General features: G+C 64.6%; 13 protein-coding genes. 5 read left to right on the top strand and 8 right to left on the bottom strand.

Annotated elements, in window-relative coordinates; all coding sequences use genetic code 11:
- Positions 1-94: 94 nt before the first annotated feature.
- The 3 genes from R6G97_RS06865 to R6G97_RS06855 all read right to left on the bottom strand — a co-directional run bounded on the left by R6G97_RS06865 (position 95) and on the right by R6G97_RS06855 (position 4979).
- Positions 95-2221, bottom strand: a complete 2127-nt coding sequence (locus tag R6G97_RS06865) for a TonB-dependent siderophore receptor (protein ID WP_317847929.1) — start codon at positions 2219-2221, stop codon at positions 95-97.
- A gap of 148 nt (positions 2222-2369) precedes the next feature.
- Positions 2370-4370 carry a peptidase U32 family protein gene (locus R6G97_RS06860; protein WP_317847928.1) on the bottom strand — a complete coding sequence of 667 codons (2001 nt, stop codon included), beginning with the start codon at positions 4368-4370 and terminating at the stop codon, positions 2370-2372.
- 228 nt (positions 4371-4598) lie between these two features.
- Entirely contained in the window at positions 4599-4979 is a 381-nt protein-coding gene (locus R6G97_RS06855) for a RidA family protein (RefSeq protein ID WP_182819011.1), read from the bottom strand.
- 170 nt (positions 4980-5149) lie between these two features.
- On the opposite strand from R6G97_RS06855, the gene R6G97_RS06850 reads away from it, so the two are divergent.
- Complete coding sequence (locus R6G97_RS06850) at positions 5150-5845, top strand: tRNA (adenine(22)-N(1))-methyltransferase (RefSeq protein WP_317847927.1); 696 nt, start codon at positions 5150-5152, stop codon at positions 5843-5845.
- A gap of 6 nt (positions 5846-5851) precedes the next feature.
- Here the strand turns inward: R6G97_RS06850 and R6G97_RS06845 are convergent, their stop codons facing one another.
- Positions 5852-6121 carry a DUF2790 domain-containing protein gene (locus R6G97_RS06845; RefSeq protein ID WP_043213319.1) on the bottom strand — a complete coding sequence of 90 codons (270 nt, stop codon included), beginning with the start codon at positions 6119-6121 and terminating at the stop codon, positions 5852-5854.
- Between the two features lie 120 nt (positions 6122-6241).
- Between R6G97_RS06845 and R6G97_RS06840 the strand changes: the two genes are divergently transcribed.
- Positions 6242-7171, top strand: coding sequence for a LysR family transcriptional regulator (locus tag R6G97_RS06840; RefSeq protein WP_043213317.1), 930 nt, complete (start codon positions 6242-6244; stop codon positions 7169-7171).
- Positions 7172-7293: 122 nt separating this feature from the next.
- On the opposite strand, the gene R6G97_RS06835 is transcribed toward R6G97_RS06840, so the two are convergent.
- Together R6G97_RS06835 and R6G97_RS06830 are read right to left on the bottom strand one after the other, a co-directional pair.
- On the bottom strand, positions 7294-7614 hold the full coding sequence (locus R6G97_RS06835; RefSeq protein WP_070573800.1) for a hypothetical protein: 321 nt from the start codon (positions 7612-7614) through the stop codon (positions 7294-7296).
- Positions 7615-7759: 145 nt separating this feature from the next.
- Positions 7760-9064 (bottom strand): MFS transporter, encoded by a 1305-nt coding sequence (locus R6G97_RS06830; protein WP_043210748.1) that lies wholly within the window; start codon positions 9062-9064, stop codon positions 7760-7762.
- A gap of 274 nt (positions 9065-9338) precedes the next feature.
- Between R6G97_RS06830 and R6G97_RS06825 the strand changes: the two genes are divergently transcribed.
- The 3 genes from R6G97_RS06825 (at position 9339) to R6G97_RS06815 (ending at position 12941) form a co-directional block, all read left to right on the top strand.
- On the top strand, positions 9339-10214 hold the full coding sequence (locus R6G97_RS06825; RefSeq protein ID WP_070573796.1) for an AEC family transporter: 876 nt from the start codon (positions 9339-9341) through the stop codon (positions 10212-10214).
- A gap of 141 nt (positions 10215-10355) precedes the next feature.
- Positions 10356-11174, top strand: coding sequence for a polyphosphate kinase 2 (gene ppk2, locus R6G97_RS06820; RefSeq protein WP_070573793.1), 819 nt, complete (start codon positions 10356-10358; stop codon positions 11172-11174).
- Positions 11175-11186: 12 nt separating this feature from the next.
- Positions 11187-12941 carry a SulP family inorganic anion transporter gene (locus R6G97_RS06815; protein ID WP_102081693.1) on the top strand — a complete coding sequence of 585 codons (1755 nt, stop codon included), beginning with the start codon at positions 11187-11189 and terminating at the stop codon, positions 12939-12941.
- 9 nt (positions 12942-12950) lie between these two features.
- On the opposite strand, the gene R6G97_RS06810 is transcribed toward R6G97_RS06815, so the two are convergent.
- The gene (locus R6G97_RS06810; RefSeq protein WP_043210758.1) at positions 12951-14078 is read right to left on the bottom strand and encodes an HlyD family secretion protein; all 1128 of its coding nucleotides are present in this window, start codon (positions 14076-14078) and stop codon (positions 12951-12953) included.
- Entirely contained in the window at positions 14078-15724 is a 1647-nt protein-coding gene (locus tag R6G97_RS06805; protein ID WP_070573788.1) for an MFS transporter, read from the bottom strand. Before R6G97_RS06805 ends, R6G97_RS06810 begins: the two co-directional genes overlap by 1 nt.
- Positions 15725-15814 lie beyond the last annotated feature (90 nt).

The following is a 15814-nucleotide window of genomic DNA, read 5'->3' as shown; positions in this document are numbered from 1 at the left end:
CGGCAGCGCGATGGGGGGCCGCTTCGCGGCCCCTTCGCGGCTCGAACCGATCCTGTCGATAACGTGCGCTACTGCAGATGAGGGAACCGCTCGATCAGAAGGTGTAGCTTACGCCGGCCTGCACGGTACGTGGCGCACCGGGGTAGACGTAGTTGTTGAAGGCGCCTTCGTCGTATTCCTTGTTGAACAGGTTCTTCAGGTCCAGGTTCAGTCGTACGTGCTCGTTGACCTGATAGAAGCTCAGCAGGTCGACCACGGTGTACTGCTCCATGGTGTAGGTCTGCGGCGCGGTCTGGCCGGCGCGGTCGTCCACGTACTTCACGCCCATGCCCAGGCCCAGCCCTTTGAGGCCACCGTCCTGGAACTCATAGGTGTTGAGCAGGCTGAAGCTGTTGCGCGGAATGTTGGCCAGGCGGGTGCCGGTCGGCAGGCTGGTGTCCTTGGTCACTTCGGCATCGACGTAGGCATAGCCACCGATCATCCGCCACTCGGGGGTGAGATTGCCGGCCACGGTGATGTCCAGGCCGCGGCTGCGTACTTTGCCGGCGGCCACCTTGTAGGTGCCGGTGGGGTCCAGCGGGTCGTTGGCCAGGACGTTTTCCTTGACGATGTGGTAGATCGCCGCATCGACGCTCAACTGGCGATCCAACGCCTCCCACTTCACACCCACCTCGTACGATTTGCCTTTTTCCGGGTCGAAGCCCTGGCCTTGCCGGCTGGCACCGCTATTGGGCTTGAACGAGCGGGCGGTGTTGGCGTAGACGGCGAGCGTGTCGGTCAGGTCGTACATCAGACCCAGACGAGGGGTGACGGCGTTATCGGCGGCGGTCCAGTCAGCAGCGCCCGGCAGGTAGTTGTCGTACTGGTGTTCGAATCGCTCGAAACGCAAGCCCGCCAGGGCCTTGAGGCGGTCGGTGAGGGCCACCTGGTCCTGGATGAACGCTGCCCAGGTCTTGAGGTTTTCCTTGTCGTCGGTAGTGGTGCGGGTGAGGGCAGGGCGTGGCTGGCCCAAGACTGGATCGAACAGGTCGATCGGGTAGGCCGTGCTGCCTTTGGCCGAGCGCCGGATGATGGATTGGTAGTCGTAGTCTTCGTATTCGATGCCGGTCAGCAAGGTATGGGCGTAACCTGCGGTTTCAAAGTGCCCGGTCAGGTTGAGCTGGTAGTCCCGATCGGTCCATTGCAGTTTCCGATAGCTGAAATTGCGCCCGAGGGTACGGCCATCGGCTTGCAGTTCATTGGCTTCCACCGCATTGCCCTTGAGCGTGCCGTCGAGCCACTGCATGCCACCGCCCAGGGTCCAGTCCTCGTTGAGCTGATGCTCGAAGCGCAGCTGGGCCATGTTGTTGTCGTTGTGCAGCAGGTTGTCGGAGCCTTTTTCCCAGACGTTGGTATCGCGCGAAGCTCGGTCGCGCTGATTGGCAAAGCGTGTCAGCCCGCGGTCCAGAGGGTGGTTGTTGCGCATGAAATCGCCTTCGAAGACGATGCGTGTGGTGTCGTTGACCTGCCAGCTGAGCACGGGTGCGACGTCGTAGCGCTCGGTCTGCACGTCGTCGCGGAAGGTCTCGCCGCCTTCGCCGAGTACGTTCAGGCGGTAGGCCAGGCGGCCTTCCTCGTCGAGCGGACCGGTGGCATCGAGGGTGGCGCGGTGCATCCCTTGGTCATCGAACTGGCTGCCCAAGGTGACTTTGGGGTCGGCCAGCGGCTGCTTGCTGACCACGTTGAAAGTGCCACCGGGATCGCCACGGCCGTACAGGCTGGTCGCCGGGCCGCGCAGGATCTCCAGACGCTCGACGGTGTTGGCATCCGGCGCGTTGGGGTAGCCGCGGTTGATGGGGAAACCATTGCGGTAGTACTCGCCAGTGGTAAAGCCGCGCACGGTGAAGGTGGTCAGGCCCTGGCCGCCGAAGTTGTTGGCTCGTCCCACACCACCGGCATAGTCCAGCCCATCCTGCAAGCGGGTGGCGGCGGTGTCTTGCAGCACATCGCTGGGTACCACGCTGATCGATTGAGGCGTCTCGTGCAGCGCGGTGTCCGTGCGTGTGGCACTGGCTGAGCGCGTAGCCATGTAGCCGATCACCGGACCGTCGGCGCGCTCCAGGTCGCTGGTGGCATCGATGTTGACCGCTTGCAACTCAAGAGCAGGCGAGGCCTGCGAGTCGGCCAGGGCAACGGGAGAAATAGCGGGAATCAGGCAGAGAGAAACGAACGCACGACGCATCGACAGCACGATCCTAGGGAGGGCGGGAGCTGCGGATCTTAACTGATAGGTATTATCATTTACAGTGGTATTTGGTGTACCACAGTACCAATTTCGAAGCGTCGTGAGCGGGCACGAAAAAGGGGGCACAGGGCCCCCGGTTTCGTCATCAGTGCGGTGCGCGCGGGATGGTCTTGAGCAGGTCTTCCGGGCTGATGTGTCCGACCACCTGGGCTACGGCGCTGCCCGGGCTTGGCAGGTCGATGATGTGGTCTTTCATCTTGCCGATCACATGCATCTCGCAGGGCTTGCAGTCGAACTTCAGGGTCAGCACTTCATCGCCATGCACCAGCTGCATCGGCGCGACCTTGGTGCGTACGCCGGTGACGCCCTTGGCCTGCTTGGGGCACAGGTTGAAGGAGAAGCGCAGGCAGTGCTTGGTGATCATCACCGGCACCTCGCCGTGCTCTTCGTGCGCCTCGAAGGCGGCATCGATCAGCTTGACCCCATGACGATGATAGAAGTCGCGGGCCTTCTGGTTGTAGACGTTGGCCAAGAACGACAGATGCGCCTCCGGATACACCGGTGGCGGTGTGGTCTCGGCTTTGCGCCCGCCACGGGGGTGGGCCTTGACCCGCGCCTCGGTCAGCGCCTCGATGGCTTCGCGGCGCAGGGCCTTGAGCTGCGAGTTGGGGATGAAGTACGCCTGCGGGGCGTCCAGCTCGATGGCATGGGCGTAGTACTGGGTGGTGCCCAGTTGACCGAGCAAATCATGCAATTGGTCCAAGGCCTGCTGGGGCTTGTTGGCTTCGCCGAACGGGCCGTCCAGGGCGACCTGCACGTTGACGCCTTCTTCGCTGGTGACGGTCAGCGCCAGGCGCTGTTCGCGCAGCACGGCGTGCCACTCGACGCCCACACGACGTTCGGCGGAGGTGCGTTGCAGCGCCTGTTGCCAGTTGTGGTCCAGGTTGCGCGAGAGCGGATGGTTCGGGCGCAGCTTGTGCAGGCCTTCGGGCATTTCGTTGGGCTCGACGCGGTAGCGATAGCGCTTCTGGCCGTCCTCTTCGAATTCACCTTTGGGTTCTGCGATGTTGGCACGAAAGCCCACCACCTCACGCTTGACCAGCACGTTGAGGCCGTCGCCGTTGGTCAGCGGCACCTCGGTGACCACGTATAGGTCGCGCTTGCCGACTTTTTCCACCACGCCCACCGGCAAGCCGGTGAAGGTGGGCGAGTCGAAGGCGCCAATGTCGATCTTGCGGTCGGTTACGAAGTAATCGGTGCTGCCGCGGTGGAAGGTTTTGTCCGGATCCGGCACGAAGAAATGCTCGGTGCGACCGCTGGAGGCGCGGGCAAGGTCCGGGCGGTCCTCGAGGATGGCGTCGAGTTCCTTGCGATAGTGGGCGGTGATGTTCTTCACATAGCCCATGTCCTTGTAGCGGCCTTCGATCTTGAACGAACGCACGCCGGCATCGACCAAGTCGCGCAGGTTAGCGGTCTGGTTGTTGTCCTTCATCGATAGCAGGTGCTTCTCGAACGCTACCACGCGGCCCTGGTCATCCTTGAGGGTGTAGGGCAGGCGGCAAGCCTGGGAGCAGTCGCCACGGTTGGCGCTGCGCCCGGTCTGGGCGTGGGAGATGTTGCACTGGCCGGAGAAGGCCACGCACAGGGCGCCATGGATGAAGAACTCGATGGCCGCGTCGGTTTCGCTGGCGATGGCGCGGATCTGCTGCAGGTTCAGCTCGCGTGCCAAGACCAGTTGGGAGAAGCCGGCCTGGTCGAGGAACTTGGCCCGCTCCAGGGTGCGGATGTCGGTCTGGGTGCTGGCGTGCAGCTCGATCGGTGGGATGTCCAGCTCCATCACCCCCAAATCCTGGACGATCAGCGCATCGACGCCTGCATCGTACAGCTGGTGGATCAGCTGGCGGGCAGGTTCGAGCTCGTTGTCATGCAGGATGGTGTTGATGGTGGTGAAGACGCGCGCGTGGTAGCGGTGGGCGAACTCCACCAGCTCGGCGATATCGCTGACTTCGTTGCACGCGTTGTGGCGGGCGCCAAAGCTCGGGCCGCCGATATAGATGGCGTCAGCGCCGTGCAGGATCGCTTCGCGGGCGATGGCCACGTCACGGGCGGGGCTGAGCAGTTCCAGGTGATTCTTTGGGAGGGACATGTCGTTAGGGTCGGGCTGTCACGGTCAAGGCGCGCATTGTACCGGTGAAATGGCCCGGGGGCATCCATCGGCTGTCCGATGGCGTGCCCCGTGTGGTGGGGCGCTGGGCAATCCGCGGGTGCGTCGGTGGTTTCGCGACCGCATTCGCGGGTAAACCCGCTCCCACAGGGCCTGGCGCGACCCGTGTGGGAGGCAGGGCTTTAATGACGCCCAGCTTTGAGGACCGGCTCAGGCCTTGGCTGCCATTGCCGTGACTTCCACCCGCATCCCCTCGACCGCCAGGGCCGCCACGCCAACCGCCGCGCGCACAGGCCAAGGCTTGGCGAAGAAACGCTGGTACACCTCGTTGAACGCCGGGCGATCGGCCATGTCGGTCAGGTAGATGGTCAGGTGCAGTACGCGGTCCATGGAGCTGCCGGCGCGCTCCAGGGCGTCCTTGAGCGCTCGGAGTGTGCATTCGCTCTGCTCGACGATGCCGCCAAGCTCCAGGCTGCCGTCGGCACGGGTCGGGATCTGGGTGGTGACCAGCAGGCCGCGAAAATCCGCGACGTCGGAGGAAATGGACTCCGGGTCCGGGTCCGGGATGAAGGTGATGTCTGCGTTTGCCATGAGGGTATTTGCCTTGCAACGGAAGGAAACCAGCAAGCCTACGCGAGCGGCCCAAGCGGGTCGAGCGGTGGCTCTGGTCGGCGGTATTTGAAATGCCGGGCATTGCTCGTCAGAATCGCGCCCCGAACCGGCCACTGGCGCCGGTCGATTGATGCGAAAAGGGGCAAGGGTTGAACGAACAGACATTGTCGATGCGCCTGGAGCGCGTGGCCGACCATGTGCCGGCTGGGGCACGCCTGGCCGATATCGGCTCAGACCACGGCTACCTGCCGGTGGCGCTGATGCTGCGTGGCCGAATCGAAGCCGCCGTGGCCGGCGAGGCGGCGATGACGCCGTTTCGCTCGGCCCAGCGCAAGGTGCGCAAGAACGGCCTGGAGCAGGCGATCACCGTGCGCCTGGCCGACGGTCTGGAAGCCATCGAGCCACAGGATCGCATCGACGCCATCAGCCTGTGTGGCATGGGCGGGGAGAAGATCCGCGAGATCCTCGAGCGGGGCAAGCATCGCCTGAGCGGCAAGGAGCGGTTGATCCTGCAGCCGAACGTGCGTGAAGGCACCCTGCGCGAGTGGTTGATGGAAAACGACTACCGTATCGTTTGCGAGGAGTTGCTTGAGGAAAACGAGTTCACCTACGAGATCATCGTGGCCGAACCGTGTCAGGCGGTAGCGTACTCCCCAGAGGAGTTGTATTTCGGGCCGTTGTTGATGCAGGAGCGCAGCCCTGCGTTTCTGGCCAAATGGGGCCTGAACCTGCAACGCAAGCAGCGGGTCATGGCCCACTTCGCCCGTGCCCGGCAGGCGGTGCCGACACAAAAGGCCCAGGAAGTGGCTCGACAGGTGCGCTGGATCGAGCAGTTGCTGGCGTAATTCCTGTTACAGCTGCGAGCAGTTGCCCATTTCCCGGTAGTCGACCTTGTGGGTCTGGCCCTGGTGATCGATGTAGACCATATGGGCGGTGCCCACCGCGCAATCGGCCGCATTGCTCGCCGGGGTGATGGAAATCACCTTGGCCACATCCAAGGGCATCCCGTATTCATAGGTCTCGCTGGTGGCCGCTACGGGCTGGCTGTTCGCAGGATCGGCGACGGCACCGAACGAAGCCAGAGCGGCGAACAAGGTGAAGAAGGCGATCGAAGGTTTCATGGCGATGTTCTCGTTTGGCGTTGACTCATGATGTGTTTCTTGGGTATCGCCAATAAAGACTCTGATCCGTGATAGATTCCTGCCTCGAATGCACGAATAGGTCACAGGGAAAGACACATCATGGACATGCTGCACGCCATGCGAACCTTCGCCCGGGTTGTGGAATGCGGCAGTTTCGCCGCCGCCGCCAACGCCCTGGACATTTCTGCCGCCCAGGTGTCGAGGATCGTCGCGGAACTGGAAAACCAGCTGCAGACCCGCCTGCTGCACCGCACCACCCGGCGTCTGCGCATGAGCGAGGCGGGCGAGCGGTTCCTCGAGCGCTCGCGGCAGATCATGCTGCTGACCGAAGAAGCCATGGACGAGGCACGCGGAGCCCACCTCACCCCCCGTGGTCGATTGCGCCTGCATTGCACTCATGGTCTGGGGCTGTTGATGATGCCGCTGGTGGCCCGCTACAACGCTACCTGCCCGGAAGTGGTCATGGAACTCACGTTGTCCCAGCGCAACCCGGACCCGCTGGCGGACGGCCAGGACGTGGTGATCGCCATCGGCCAGGGCCTGCCGGACTCGCAACTGATCGCCATCCCCCTGGGCAGCATCCACAGCATTCTCTGCGCTTCGCCCGATTACCTGGCACGTCATGGCGTGCCTCAGCGCCCGGAAGACCTGCACCAACATGTGTGCTTGCGCACAGTGGACCCGTTGTTCGAGGAGGACTGGTCGTTCGAAGGGGCAGACCCTTGCGTGATCGTGCCCCAGGACACCTTCCTGACCAATGTGGCAGACGCCATGCTCAAGGCGACGGAGCTTGGCATGGGCATCGGCCTGTTGCCGTATTACTCAGCTACCCAGGCCATCGAGCAAGGCCGCCTGTGCCGATTGCTCGCGCCCCATCGGCTGCGTCAGCGGGAGATCTATGCGATCTACCCGTCGCGGCATTACCTGGACGCCAAGGTCCGCACCTGGCTGGATTTTCTCAAGGAGCAGTTGCCGGTGTTGTTCCAGGCCCATGAACAGGTGGTGGACGACCCGCGCTACTGGCGGTGACCCTTGCGGAGCGGCCCTGAGGTGGCCTCTTGGCGGTTGAACCCCCCACACGATCCAGGTCAGCACCTCATGCCATCCTCGGGTTTGGCCCCGCATCTATTCCAGGCCAATCCAACGTCTGCTCAGCGGCTGTCCTGATCCTCGGCGGCACCGCCCGAGGCGCCTGCACCGGTGCCGGTGGCCTCGCCGGTGTTATTGGAGCCCCCGGTAGTGCCGTCGGGCACGTCAGAGCTGGAGTTGGTATCGGTGCTGTCGTTATCGCGGGTGCTATCAGGGTCGTTGACGCTGTTGCCTTGGCTCCCGGTGGTGCCTTGGGAATGCTCACCGGAGGAGTGGTCGGCCTTGGGGTGGGTGTCGGTGCCGTTCATATCGGTGGCGGCCAGGCTGGCAGTGGTGGTCAGGCCCAGGCACAGGGCGAGGAACAGGGGCTGGAAACGAACCATGGCGAATCTCCTGTCGGGATGATTGTCCTGCGTTCGGCCATGGGAGACGGGGCAGGGTGCCCTTCAGGCGACGGATGGTAAGGGGAGAAGAGATAAGTGGGAGCGTCGGCCTGACACTCCCACAGGGCCTTGCCCGGTCAGCCCATCAGGAGGAGGGTTCTGTGCGCGACGAAGGGGTCTCCCCGTTCGCTGTCTCGCCCATCGGCGGATGCTCCTGGGCCGCATGCATCAGCTCCTCGGTCACCCGCAGCTCGGCGCCGGTGGGCGAAAAGGTGGCCGTCGGCGCGAAGGGCGCGGGATGTTCCGGGGCCGGGCGCTTGCCGCGGCGCCACAGGAAGAAACCCACCATCGCCAGGTTGATCACCGCAAAGGCCCAGAACAGCCCCGTCTCGCCGTAGACGTTCATCACCGGAGAGATCGCCAGCGGGGCCATCGACGAGCCCAGCGAGTTGATCAACAGCAGGCCTTGGATCATGGGCACCAGCGCATCGGCCGGGGCACGGTCGGCCGCGCTGCTGACCGCCACCGGGTACAAGGCGAATACGCCGCCGCCGAGCAAGAACAGCATCGCTGGCAACCACTGCGACTCAGCCGGCAGCAGAACGATCACCACCGACAGCACGGTGCACATCGCCGCCAGGGCGACCAGCACGCTTTGCCGGTCCTTGCGGTCCGACCAACGCCCAACAGGATATTGCAGCAACATGGCGCCGAGGATCACCCAGGCCATCATGTTGCCCACCTCGCCTACGTCCAGGCCGATGCGTTGCAGGTACAGCGGCAGCAGGGCGTAGATCCCGGCGATGGCCACGCCCGAGCCAAAGCAGCCGACCAAGCCGGTCGGGGCGATGCCCAGGAGCTGGCGCGGTTTGAGCGGTTCGACCTGATCGAGCAGTGGCGAGACCCGCGGCAGAATCACGATCGGCAGCACCGACAGGGTGGCGAGCATGCCGGCGACCATGAACGGTGCGGTCTCGCCCCAGCCGGTGACTTCGCCTAGCGTCGCCTGGGCCAGGACCCCGGCGCCGTAGAAGGCGATCATGTACAGCGCCAGCAGACGGCCACGTATCTTTGGATCGCCGGCCAGCAGCAGCCAGCTCTCGATGACCAGGAACACACCGACCGCAGCCCAGCCGTTGATCAGGCGCAAAGCGAACCACCAGGTGGTGTCGTAGAACAGGCCCTGCAGCAGGATGGTCGCGGCGATCAGCGAGGCGAAGCTGGTGTAGGCACGGATATGACCAATGCGCAGGATCAACCGGTCGTTGAAGATCGCCCCGAGTGTCAGGCCGATGAAGTAGGCCGACGAGACGATGCCGATCATGGTGGCCGATTCGCCGGCCGAGCCCAGGCGCAACGTGGTGAGGGAGGACAGGAAGCCGTTGCCCAGGGCAATGATGAATAGCCCGAGCAGGGGTGCCAGCGCCATGGCCAGCAAACGCGGAGACATAGTTACCTCTAGTTGGAAAACGCCGAAAGTGTGCCTTTTCGGTGGGCGCAAGGGCTGCGCGGGTATGCCTGGCTGTCGGTGCGAGCGAGGTGCGGCTCAACCGTCTGCAATGACGGCATGGCCGGGGGCGAAAAGGAGGCGCGATTCTAAAGCCTGGGCGGTGGCCGGGCCCTGCGACCAGAAGCCGCACCGGACCGGGTATAGGCCAACGCGTTTTCACCGTTCTGGGAGGAAAACCGCATAATGTCGCTTCGACTTCTGGGGGATCCGCTTCATGCTGGCTTCGCTGTTCGCCGTCCTGGCGCCTGTCTTCATCGTTGCCGGCATCGGCTATGGCTGGGCCCGCCGTGGTCTGGACTACCCCACCGAATTCATCGCCCGCATCGTCATGACGGTCGGCACCCCATCACTGGTGCTCTCGACCCTCAGCCGCACGCAACTGGACCCCGCAGCCTTCACCAGCATGGCCGTCGCGTGCGTGCTGTGCATGTTGGGCATGGCGCTGGCCGGGTTTCTCGTCAGCCGCGCTTCGGGCCAGCATTGGCGCGTGCTGATGCCGGCATTCATGTTCCCCAACACCGGCAACATGGGCTTGCCGATCAGCCTGTACGCCTTCGGCGAACATGGCCTGGCGCTGGCGGTGGCGTTCTTTCTGACCTTGTCGATCTTCCAGTTCACCTTAGGCATCGCCATGTCCGGGGCCAGCGCGTCGTTCAAGGCCCTGCTGCGCAACCCGATCGTGATCAGCCTGGCCGGGGCCCTGCCGATCATCTTCCTGGACCTGGAGCTGCCGCGCTGGCTGGCCAACACCGCGGACCTGCTCGGCGGCATGACCATCCCCTTGATGTTGCTCACCTTGGGCGTGTCCCTGGCCAGCATCCGCCTGCACCACGTGGGCAGTGGCCTGTTACTGGGTGGTCTGCGCATCGTGCTGGGGGCGGCAGTGGGGTGGGGCGTGGGTACTGCGCTGGGGCTGGAATCGTTGGAGCGTGCGGTGCTGGTGGTGCAGTCTTCCATGCCGGTGGCGGTGTTCAACTATCTGTTGGCGGTGCGCGCCAATCGATCACCCGAACAGGTAGCCAACCTGGTGATGTGCTCGACGGTGCTGTCTTTCGCCTGGTTGCCAGCGGTGTTGGCCTGGTGGCTATAAGCCCCGGCTGCGGCATCCTGTCCTGCCCACAGGCAAAGTGCCATGGCTCATCCATACTCCACTGACCTGCCGCACTCAAGCGCCAGGCTCAGGCGTCTCGGCGCTGCCGGGACAACCAACGGTTTGCGAGGGGAGTAGGCGATGGCCAAGGCTGTGAACAAGAAGCACAAGGACGAGCTGCCGGAGAAACTGGGACGCAAAACCTACGAACAAGAGCTCAAGCGCCTGCATGTGGAACTGGTCAAACTCCAGCAGTGGGTGGTGGCCAAAGGGCTCAAGGTGTGCGTGGTCTTCGAGGGGCGCGACGGCGCCGGCAAGGGCGGGACGATCAAGGCACTCACTGAACGGGTCAGCCCTCGCGTCTTTCGTGTGGTGGCGCTACCGGCGCCGACCGAGCGCGAGAAAACCCAGATCTATGCCCAGCGCTACCTGACCCACTTGCCGGCAGCCGGCGAGGTGGTGATCTTCGACCGCAGTTGGTACAACCGCGCCGGCGTCGAACGGGTGATGGGCTTTTGCACCGAAGAGCAGGCGCACAAGTTTCTCGCCGTGGTGCCGCTGTTCGAGCGGATGATGGTCGACTCGGGGATCATCCTGATCAAATACTGGCTGGAGGTGAGCGCCGAGGAGCAGACCCGCCGCTTGCAAGATCGCATCAACGATGGCCGCAAGCTGTGGAAGCTCTCGCCCATGGACATCAAGTCCTACACCCGATGGGACGATTACACCCGCGCCCGCGACGATATGTTCGCAGCCTCCGATTCGTCCTGGGCACCGTGGTTCATGGCGCGCTCCGAAGACAAGCGCAAGGCGCGACTGAACATCATCAGCCACTTCCTGCAGCAGATCCCTTACCAGGACCTGAGTGCCAAGCAGAAGATCGCCCTGCCCAAGCGCGGCAAGATCGGCAAGTACAAGGCGGTGCCGTACCCGTTCAAGATGGTCTCCGAGCGATACTGAGGCCAGGCGGGCATGGACACCTCGACACCACCGCCAAAGCCCTTGGCCTATGCGGCGCAGCCGGTCGACCGTGGCTTGCAGCGCTGGATACCGGGCTTGCGTGTGGTACGTCAGTACCCGATGGCATGGCTGCCCAAGGACTTGGTCGCAGGGCTGGTGCTCACCGCCATGCTGGTGCCGGTCGGCATCGCCTACGCGCAGGCGTCCGGCGTACCGGGCATCCACGGCCTGTACGCGACGATCGTGCCCTTGCTGGCCTACGCCCTGTTCGGGCCCAGCCGCATCCTGGTGCTGGGCCCAGACTCGGCGCTGGTGCCGATCATCCTGGCCGTGGTGTTGCCCTTGGCGGCGGGCGACCCGGGGCGGGCGGTCACCCTGGCAGCGGCCATGGCGCTGGTATCGGGGCTGATCTGCATCGGCGCGGGCCTGTTGCGCCTGGGCTTCATCACCGAGCTGCTGTCCAAACCGATCCGTTATGGCTACATGAACGGCATCGCCTTGGCGGTGCTGGTCAGCCAGGCGCCCAAGTTGTTCGGCATCTCTGGGCAGAGCGCCGGGCCGCTGCGCGATAGCCTGCAATTGGTCAACGCCCTGCTGGACGGCAAGGCCAACTGGCATGCCTTCGCCCTGGGGGCGGGTACGCTGGTGATCATTCTGCTGCTCAAGCGCTGGGAGCGCTTGCCGGGCATCCTGATCGCCGTAGTGGCCGCGACTGGGATCTGCGGGCTGATGGGCCTGGAAGCCGCCCACGCGGTTAAGGTGGTCGGGTCATTACCCCAGGGCCTTCCAGGGTTCGCGTTGCCATTGATCGGTTTCAACGACCTGGCCACCGTGGCCATCGGTGGCGCGGCGGTGGCGTTGGTGTCGTTTGCCGACACCAGCGTGCTGTCGCGCACCTACGCCGCCAAGACCCGCGCCCAGGTCGACCCGAACCAGGAAATGGTCGGGCTGGGGCTGGCCAATCTGGCGTCGGGGTTCTTCCAGGGCATTCCCATCAGCAGCAGTTCGTCCCGCACGCCGGTGGCCGAGGCAGCGGGGGCGCGCAGTCAGCTGGCGGGTGTGTTCGGCGCCCTGGGCGTGGCGGCGTTGCTGTTGTTTGCGCCTGATCTGTTGCGCCACCTGCCGCAAAGCGCCCTGGCGGCGGTGGTGATCGCCGCGGCTATCGGGTTGTTCGAGTTCAAGGACCTGGCGCGGATCTACCGCATCCAACGTTGGGAGTTCTGGCTGTCCATCACCTGCTTCGTCGGGGTGGCGGTGTTTGGTGCGGTGCCGGGTATCGGCCTTGCGGTGGTCATCGCGGTGATCGAGTTTCTCTGGGACGGCTGGCGGCCGCACTATGCGGTGCTGGGCCGGGTCGATGGCATCCGCGGCTACCACGATGTGTCCCGCTACCCCGATGCACGCCGGGTGCCGGGCCTGGTGCTGTTTCGCTGGGATGCGCCGCTGTTCTTCGCCAATGCCGAGCTGTTCCAGCGCTGCGTGCTGGAAGCTGTCGCCCGGTCGGACGGCGAGGTGCGGCGGGTGGTGGTCGCGGCGGAACCGGTGACCAGCGTGGACGTTACCTCCGCCGACATGCTCGTGGAACTTGAGCAGACCCTGCGCGAGGCCGGTGTGGAGCTGCATTTTGCCGAGGTCAAGGACCCGGTGAGGGACAAGCTGCTGCGCCTCGAGGTGCTGAGCCACATCGGCAGCGACATCTTCCAGCCCACGGTGGGCGCCGCGGTGGACACCTACTTGCAGGACCACGCTGTGGACTGGACACCTTGAGCAAGCGCATCACTGGCGGGTATCGATGCTCACCACCACTGACATCCCTGGCCGCAGCCGCTTGGCATCCGGCTGGTCGGGATCGACGGTGATGCGCACTGGAATGCGCTGGGCAATCTTCACGAAGTTGCCGGTGGCGTTGTCGGCCTGCAACAGGGCGAACTCGGAGCCTGTGGCCGGCGAGATCTGTTGCACTTGCCCCCGCAGCTCGAGGTGGTCGAGCGCATCGACGGTGAAGGTGGCCGGTTGACCGATGCGCACGTGGGCCATCTGGGTTTCCTTCATGTTGGCGATGACCCACAGCGTGTCGGGCACCAGCGCCATCAACTGTGCCCCTGAGTTGACATAGGCGCCCAGGCGCGTACCGATCTGCCCCAGCTGACCGTCGCGCGGCGCGGTCACGCGGGTGTTGTCCAGGTCGATGCGGGCCAGCTCCACCGAGGCCTTGGCGTTTGCCACGGCCGCTTCCAGGGCTGCGCGGTTGACGACCACGGTTTCTTTATCCTGCCGGGCGATTTCCAGTGCCGCCTTGGCCTGTTCCAGGTTGGCGACTGCGCCAGCGTGGGTGGCACGGCTCAGGTCCAGTTCCCGGCGAGACACCGAGCCATCGCTGACCAGTGCCTGGTTGCGGCGCAGGTCCGCCTGGGCCTTGTCGGCCTGGGCGGTGGCATCGAGGATGGCGGCCTCGCGCTGGATGATGGCCGCCTCTGCGCTCTTGCGCTGTTGCAGGTTGTTGGCCAGCGCCGCCTGTTGCTGTTGCAGTTGAGCGATGGCTTGAGCCAGACGCTGGGTGTAGATGCGATCATCCAGGCGCACCAGCAAATCGCCGCGTTTGACGAACTGGAAGTCGTGCACCGGCACCTCGACGATATAGCCGGGCAGTTGTGGGCCGATGATCGTCACCTGGCCACGGACCAGGGCGTTCTCGGTGCTTTCGATGGCGCTGCTGAACGGCGGCAAGCGCCAGGCATAGAGCACCAGTAGGATGCCGGCCAGCGCCACGCAGGCGAAGCTGAGTGAGGAAAGCAGGCGCACACGGCGCGTGCGGGTCTGATCGCCCGGCCCGCTGGGCGGGGCGGTGCCCTCCGGGGTTTCGGCGATGGCGGTGGTGGTCGTGGACTGGGTGGGTTGGGTCATCAGGTCGAAGCGCCACTGGAGGTGTCGGGGGAGGCTATCGGCTGCGCCGCGCGGCGCAGCCAGTAGCTGCGAATCAGAATCCAGATCATCGTCGCCACGGCAATGGCGCCGATGAGCATGAACACATCGTTGTAGGCCAGGATATTGGCCTCGCGGGTCGCCGCACTGGCCAACAGACGCGTGCCGACTTCGGTGCGCAAGGCGGGGTCGGCAATCAGGCCGGCGTAACCGGCACCGCCGCCCTGGACCCTGGCATTGACCAGCGGTTCGAGCGCACTCAGGCGCTCGACCAGGTTGCTGGAGTGGAACTTCTCCCGCGCGGTCTGGAAGGTGCCGAGCAACGCTGCACCGATTAGCCCGCCGAGGTTGTTGCAGATCCCGAACATCACCGAGAAGCTCACCAGGTTGCGCGGGTTGGCCCGTACGTGACTGATGCCCAGGGCCATGGATGGGCCGAGGAAGAACGTGCTGCCGAAGGCCAGCAGGAACTGGCTCAGGTACATCTGCTCGGGCCGGGTCAGGTTGCTGGAACTCGAATCCATGAAGGCCCCGGTGGCCATCGCCGCCAGCGAGATGAACAGCGGTGTGACCAGGTGCGCTGGGTTGATGGTCAGGGCGCTGGTGGCAAGGCCCGTGGCTGCGCCCAGCAGCATGATCCAGTACAGGCTGCGCATCTGCTCGCTGCTCATGTTCAGGGCCTGCAGAAAGCCCACCGCGCCGGTGGATTGCTCGGACGTAACCATGCGGATCAGCACCACGCACAAGGCCAGTCGCACCACCGCGCCACTGCCCAGCCAGCGCGTCATCAACAACGGGTTGGTGCGGTTGTGCTCGATGGCAAGGCCCGAGCACACCAGGGCGATGGAAGACGCCAGGGCCACGCCGATCCAGGGCGCCTCAAGCCACCAGTCGATGCGCCCGAGCGAAAGCACGGCGCAGAGCAGGGCGGTGCCGCTGGCCATCAGCGAGAAGGTCAGAAAATCCAAAGGTTCGAAGGTCTTGAAGCGATCGCCCGGTGGCAATTTGAGCTGCAGCACGCAACCCAGCGCGGCCAGCGCCAGGCCGAGTTCGAACATGTAGAGGCCCCGCCACTCGGCGATTTGCAACAGGTCTTCGGAAAACACCCGGGCCAGGGGCACCGCCAGTTGCGAGGCGCCAAGGCCCAACACCATGGCCTTGAGTCGCCATTGGGCGGGGAAGGCCTGGATCATGTAGTAAAGACCCAACGAGCTCAGGGCCGCACCGACCATGCCATGGGCGGCGCGCACCGCGATCGCCGAGTTCAGGTCGTTGACGAACAAATGGGCGAAGGTGACCAGGGCGTAGAGCACCAGGAACACTTCGGTGAAGGCACGCAGGCCGAACTGCTGACGAAACTTCACCAGCAGCAGGTTCATCGAGACGTTGGTCATCACGAACGCGGCGGGCAGCCAGGCCATCTCGGCGCTGGTCGCGCCCAGGGCACCTTGTAGGAAGGACAGATTGGCCGTGACCAGGGCATTGCCCAGGCCACCGGTGATCGCCACCAAAAGACCGACCGCGCCATAGGCCAGGCGTTTGCCGGGTGCGTGCAGGGGGGTGGAGGGTGAACCTGGCAGGCTGGGCTTTTCGTGGGGGAGCCACTGGCGCGGCGTGTATTTGTCCATGAGTGATGCAGCCCTTGGTCGCTTGGAAAAACTCTACGCGACTCGCGGTGGGAATGAAAATACCGGTGCCACGCCTGCGATGGGCCGCGC

Source organism: Pseudomonas sp. HTZ2, assembly GCF_033173945.1.
GTDB lineage: Bacteria > Pseudomonadota > Gammaproteobacteria > Pseudomonadales > Pseudomonadaceae > Aquipseudomonas > Aquipseudomonas guariconensis.
The sequence above is the reverse complement of the archived record's forward strand: the minus strand, read 5'-3'. Positions and strand labels throughout refer to the sequence as shown.

Bases quoted from the DNA above. Each gene is read 5' to 3' on its own strand.
- R6G97_RS06835 (WP_070573800.1), bottom strand. From the start codon at position 7,614: ATGGTTCGTTTCCAGCCCCTGTTCCTCGCCCTGTGCCTGGGCCTGACC.
- R6G97_RS06855 (WP_182819011.1), bottom strand. From the start codon at position 4,979: ATGGCAAACGCAGACATCACCTTCATCCCGGACCCGGACCCGGAGTCC.
- R6G97_RS06840 (WP_043213317.1), top strand. From the start codon at position 6,242: ATGGACATGCTGCACGCCATGCGAACCTTCGCCCGGGTTGTGGAATGC.
- R6G97_RS06830 (WP_043210748.1), bottom strand. From the start codon at position 9,064: ATGTCTCCGCGTTTGCTGGCCATGGCGCTGGCACCCCTGCTCGGGCTA.
- R6G97_RS06810 (WP_043210758.1), bottom strand. From the start codon at position 14,078: ATGACCCAACCCACCCAGTCCACGACCACCACCGCCATCGCCGAAACC.
- R6G97_RS06805 (WP_070573788.1), bottom strand. From the start codon at position 15,724: ATGGACAAATACACGCCGCGCCAGTGGCTCCCCCACGAAAAGCCCAGC.
- R6G97_RS06865 (WP_317847929.1), bottom strand. From the start codon at position 2,221: ATGCGTCGTGCGTTCGTTTCTCTCTGCCTGATTCCCGCTATTTCTCCC.
- R6G97_RS06845 (WP_043213319.1), bottom strand. From the start codon at position 6,121: ATGAAACCTTCGATCGCCTTCTTCACCTTGTTCGCCGCTCTGGCTTCG.
- ppk2 (WP_070573793.1), top strand. From the start codon at position 10,356: ATGGCCAAGGCTGTGAACAAGAAGCACAAGGACGAGCTGCCGGAGAAA.
- R6G97_RS06815 (WP_102081693.1), top strand. From the start codon at position 11,187: ATGGACACCTCGACACCACCGCCAAAGCCCTTGGCCTATGCGGCGCAG.
- R6G97_RS06860 (WP_317847928.1), bottom strand. From the start codon at position 4,370: ATGTCCCTCCCAAAGAATCACCTGGAACTGCTCAGCCCCGCCCGTGAC.
- R6G97_RS06825 (WP_070573796.1), top strand. From the start codon at position 9,339: ATGCTGGCTTCGCTGTTCGCCGTCCTGGCGCCTGTCTTCATCGTTGCC.